This is a genomic window from Chitinimonas sp., from assembly GCF_041904975.1.
Taxonomy (GTDB): Bacteria; Pseudomonadota; Gammaproteobacteria; order Burkholderiales; family Chitinimonadaceae; genus Chitinimonas.
This window is the reverse complement of the sequence record NZ_JAYRLZ010000235.1, coordinates 1693-6647: the sequence shown is the minus strand read 5'-3', so window position 1 is coordinate 6647 and position 4955 is coordinate 1693. Positions and strand designations below refer to the sequence as shown.

General features: G+C 62.3%; 3 protein-coding genes. 1 reads left to right on the top strand and 2 read right to left on the bottom strand.

From position 1 onward, the window contains the following. On the bottom strand, nucleotides 1–244 hold a 244-nt coding region (locus ACE3OH_RS17550), incomplete at its 3' end, for a hypothetical protein (RefSeq protein WP_374356077.1). A gap of 107 nt (nucleotides 245–351) precedes the next feature. Continuing rightward, a complete protein-coding gene (locus ACE3OH_RS17545; RefSeq protein WP_374356074.1) occupies nucleotides 352–1713 on the bottom strand; it encodes an aspartate aminotransferase family protein in 1362 nt (453 codons plus the stop codon). A 723-nt stretch (nucleotides 1714–2436) separates the two neighbouring features. Between ACE3OH_RS17545 and ACE3OH_RS17540 the strand changes: the two genes are divergently transcribed. Continuing rightward, nucleotides 2437–4955 (top strand): MG2 domain-containing protein (locus ACE3OH_RS17540; RefSeq protein WP_374356071.1); only part of this gene is annotated, 2519 nt, incomplete at its 3' end.

Genomic DNA, 4955 nt, shown 5'->3' with positions numbered 1-4955 from the left:
CATAGTCACCGAGGTAGAAGGCCAGCATCAGGCAGAAATTGACCGCAGCCGGGTCGGCCAGAAAACGCGTTTCCTCGGGCGAGCGTTTCGCCCGCAGCTGGCTTAGTAATGCCTCGATCCGGTCAAGACTAGCTTCATTGCCGTCTAGATTTGCTTGCTGCAAGGCTTTGGCGAACAGCAGGCCGCCCTCGATTTCACCACCGGTTTGGTATTGGGCAAGAAAGTGGCGGGCTTTTTCGTTCATGACGGCGACGGGCAGGGTAGGGAAGGCGGCGATTATAGCCGCGGTGCCGTTTCCGCCCTAACGTGTGGTCTGAATTGCATTGCAAGCGACGGTTTTACTGATTCATGTCAGCTAGCCAGCAAACCCGCAAACTCATCCACCGCCGCCACCAGCCGGTCTACATCGTCAGCCCGCGTCTGTGGGCACACCAGCAGCATATTGTGGAAGGGCGTGATCAATAAGCCGCGGTTGAGCAGGAATAGGTGCAGGGTCTGTTCCAGCTCGCTATCGAGTATCAGCGAGGCTTCGCTGCCATTGGCAGGCGGGGTGGGGCTGAACTGGATTTCGCTGCGGGCGCCGATCTGGGTGATGCACCAGGGCAGCTGGTGTTTGGAAATGACAGCGCGCAAGCCGGCGGCCAGGCGTTCGGCCAGACTGAACATGTGGGCATAGGCGCTGTCGCTCATCACCTCGGCGAGATTGGCGCGCATGGCGGCCATGGCCAGCATATTGGCGGTGAGGGTGGTGCCGATGCCCGAATGACCGGGTGGTGCATGGCGCTTGGCGGCTTGGGCGCGTTCGGCCAGCTCGGCACTGAAGCCATACACCGCGCAGGGCACGCCGCCGCCGATGGGTTTGCCCACCACCAGCATATCGGGCTGCAGGCCGTGGGCGCGGCTGTAGCCGCCCGGGCCGCTGCTGATGGTATGGGTTTCGTCGATCAGCAGCAGGCTGCCATGGCGGCGGATGATGGCCTGGGCGGCTTCCCAGTAGCCGGCTTGCGGCAGCACCATGCCGATATTGGTCATCACCGGCTCGGCCAGCACGCAGGCTACCGTGCCGTCGGCGAGCGCCGCATCCAGTGCCGCCAGGTCGTTGAATTCGACCACGCGGCTGTGCTGGCGCAAGTCGTATACCTGGCCGAGCAGGCTGTCGCGCTGGCTGGGTTGGCCGTCGATCAGATCGACAAACACATCGTCCACCGTGCCGTGATAGCAGCCATTGAACACCAAGATTTGGTCGCGGCCGGTAGCGGCGCGCGCCCAGCGGATGGCGAAGCGGTTGGCGTCGCTGGCGGTCATGGCAAATTGCCAGAATGGCAGTCCGAAGCGCCGGGCCAGCTCGCTGGCCACCCAGGGCGCATCGTCGCTGGGCAGCATGGTGGTAAAACCTTTTGTGGCCTGTGCGATCAGGGCACGGGCCACCGGCTCGGGCGCGTGGCCGAACATGGCGCCGGTATCGCCGAGGCAAAAGTCCACATAGTCGTGGCCATCCACATCGCGAAAGCGTGCGCCCTGGGCGGCTTCGACATAGAGCGAGAACGGCGTGGACCAGTCATTCATCCAGTGCAGCGGCACGCCGAACAGCAAATGTTCGCCAGCCTGCTGCGACAGCGCCTGCGAGCGCGGCATGCGCGCGGCAAACTGGCTGCGTTCCTGCGCAAACAGGCTGCGGGCTTTGTCCAGATCGATGCCGTGGCGATGGCTCATGGTGGCGTCCTTGTGCAATGGCAGGTGGGCGATTTGTACACGAAACGCACGGTTTGGCGGAAGGGCTGGGGTTACGGTAAATCGAATCCGAAAGACAAACCTGTAGACACAGAGAACAGGGAGGGCACCGAGCGCACAGAGTAAAACCTGTTGGAGGCGAGTTTCTCTGTGTGCTCAGTGTTCTCGGTGTGCTCCGTGTCTACAGGTTTGAGGGGGTGAGACCGAGGACTGCAGCGGACTTGGTGCCAGAAGGCAAACCTTTAGACATAGAGAGCAGGGAGGGCACAGAGCACACTGAGAAAACCAAATTGGTGATTCGGGCATGTGGTGTTTTAGCTATTTTCTCCAGCCCACGTGCTGTGCTTGCCGTAGGAGCAGGCCATGCCCGCGATAAGCGCCGCCATCGCGGGCAAAGCCAAGGCCTATCGCTTCAAACTTTTGATGTCCGAATCAATAGAGTCGGATTTCTCTGTGTGCTCTGTGTTCTCCCTGGACTCTGTGTCTACAGGTTTTGGGTTTACGGATTGCACACACCAAGCTGCGGCATGTTTGCAACAGTTTTATCCGTCATTTTGGGGATGTTTCTGGCATTAATGCGCTGCTGCCTCGCTATGGTGGCTTCGACGCTACCGCTGCAGCTTGGCCTGTGTATTCTTTGAGTCTGCCCAAGTACCGGCCGCTCGCCGTGGGTGCCGCCCAACCCTGACGATAAAGACCCGCACCATGCGCTTTCTCAAGCCCATCCTGATTGCTGTGTCTGCAGTTGCCGTAACTGCCACCGGCGTAGCGGCCTGGCGCCATCATGCCAACCCGGCGGCGCCGAGTTTGCTGGCTGCGCTCAGTAGCAGCGCCAGCGCACCGGTGGCCAGCGATGCAGGTGGGCAGGCCGATCCGAATACGCCGTTTGTGCTGGTGGAAGCGGCCAACCGCAGCTTCGAGGGTTCGCCCGCCCTGGCGCTGACGGTATCGCAGCCACTGGCGCGGCAGGACTTTGACAGCCTGATCCAGGTGTTCGAAATGAGCGAGACGCCGGCGGCGAAAAAGCCGCTCAAGGCCGGCAAAAAAGCCGAGGCTGAGGCCGGCGACGAGGAAGGCGAGGCGATCACCGATACGCCGGAAGAGGACGAGAGCAGTCGCGAGCAGGCTAAAGCCAAGGCCACTACCGTCAGCACCGCACCGGCCGATGTCGATGTAAAGGGTGGCAAGCTGGTCAAGGGCGGCTGGGTGCTCGGGCCGAACCCGCGCATTGTGTTTTTCCCGAACGTCAAACCGCAGACCCGTTATGTCGTGGTGATCAAGCCTGGCCTGAAGGACGGCATCGACCGCACCCTCAAGGATGAGGCGCGCTACTCGATCCGCACCGCGGCGATCTCGCCGGCCTATTACTTTGCCAGCAATGGCATGGTGCTGCCGGCCGGCCAGAATGGCGGCTTGCCGGTGATTACTGTCAATGTGCCCGAGGTGGATGTGCAGTTTCTGCGCGTGCGCAAGGAGCAGCTGCCGCGCTTTCTGGAAATGGTGATTGCCGGGCCGCGCAAGGCGGCCAAACCGGTGAATGAAGACGGCGAGGATGGCGAAGAGGCGGAATGGAACCAGCCCTATAGCAAGCGCCACCATGAGTTGCATGGCGCAGTCAGCAGCTGGGAGCTCGACCCGCTGCACAAAATGACCGATAGCGTGTACCAGGCGCGCTTTGTTACCGAGCAGCAGCCCAACAAGCAGAGCGTGACCTTTATTCCGGTCGAGGATATCGAATCCTTGAAGCAGCCCGGCATCTATGTGGCGGTGATGAGCAAGCCCGGTCGCTTTGGCTATGACTACCAGACCACCTATTTCTATGTGTCCGACCTTGGCGTGTCGCTGCACAACTATCCGAAGGGCGCCACGGTACTGGTCAGCTCGCTGGTGAATGGCAAGGGCCTCGACGGCGTTGACGTGTCATGGCTCGGCGCCAATGGCAAGGTACTCGCGCATGCGGCGAGCAATGGCGAGGGCCGGGTGGACTTTGCCGAGCGGCCGGACAAGGCGCGGGTGCTGCTGGCCGAAAAAGGCCAGCAGGTATCGATGCTGGCCTTGCGCGAGCCCTCGCTGGATTTGTCCGAATTCGAAACCGGTGGTGATCTGTACAAGCCGGTACGCCTGTTTGCCTATAGCGGCCGCGATCTGTACCGGCCGGGCGAGCAGTTCATTGCCTCAGTGCTGGCGCGCGATGCCGATGGCCGACCGGTGCCGCCGCAGCCCATCCAGGCCACCCTGCGCCGGCCCGATGGCCACAATCAGCTGGTGTCCACCCTCAAGCCCAATGCCAAACAGGCCGGCTACTACCAGCAACGCATCGATATTCCGGCCGATGCGCCAACCGGCGTGTGGACGCTGGAATTGCGCCACGATCCGGCCGACAAACTGCCCGGCACCATCTACCGCTTTTCGGTGGAAGAATTCCTGCCCGAGCGGATGAAGCTCGATCTGGCGAGCGACAAGCCCCGCTTGACCGGGCAGGATGGCCTGAGCATCGATATCAATGGCGCCTATCTGTATGGCGCGCCAGCGGCTGGCAATCGCCTGCTTGGCACGGTGGAGTACGCACGCAGCCGCAATCCGCTGGCAGCCAAACTACCCGGCTACGTGTTCGGCAGCATCGACGACGACAATATCGCCAAGCGCCTGGAGCTGGAAGAAAACAGCCTGGACGACAATGGCCAGGCCCAGGTGGATGTCGATGTCGCGCCGGCGCGTGGTCGGCAGTCGGCGATCAATATCCGCAGCACCTTCAGTTTGCTCGAGTCCGGCGGCCGGCCGGTGGTGCGCAGCCTGGAGCGCGTGTGGTGGCCGGCACCGGCCCTGCTCGGCGTACGCCCCAAGTTCACCCGCGACTATGTGCCAGAGGGGGCTTTGGCCGAGTTCGATGTGGTGCTGGCTGATGGTGATGCGCGCATGCTGGCGCAGCGCGGCACGCCGATGCGGCTGATCCGCGAAGATCGCAACTGGTACTGGCGCTACGACGACCAGCGCGGCTGGAATTCCGGCTTTGATGAAGTCAGCGAGCTGGTCAGCAGCCAGAATATCGATCTGGTGGCCGGCAAGCCCTTCACCCTGAAACTGCCTGTGCGCTATGGCCGCTACCGGCTGGAAATCGGCACGCCGAATGGACCGGGCTCGGCGGCCTATCGTTTTTACGCTGGCTGGTCGGCGCAGCGCGATCAAAGCGATGGCGTGCGGCCGGATCGGGTGGCGCTCAAGCT

Excerpts from the sequence above, each read along its gene's own strand:
- ACE3OH_RS17545 (WP_374356074.1), bottom strand. The coding sequence starts at position 1,713 with ATGAGCCATCGCCACGGCATCGATCTGGACAAAGCCCGCAGCCTGTTT.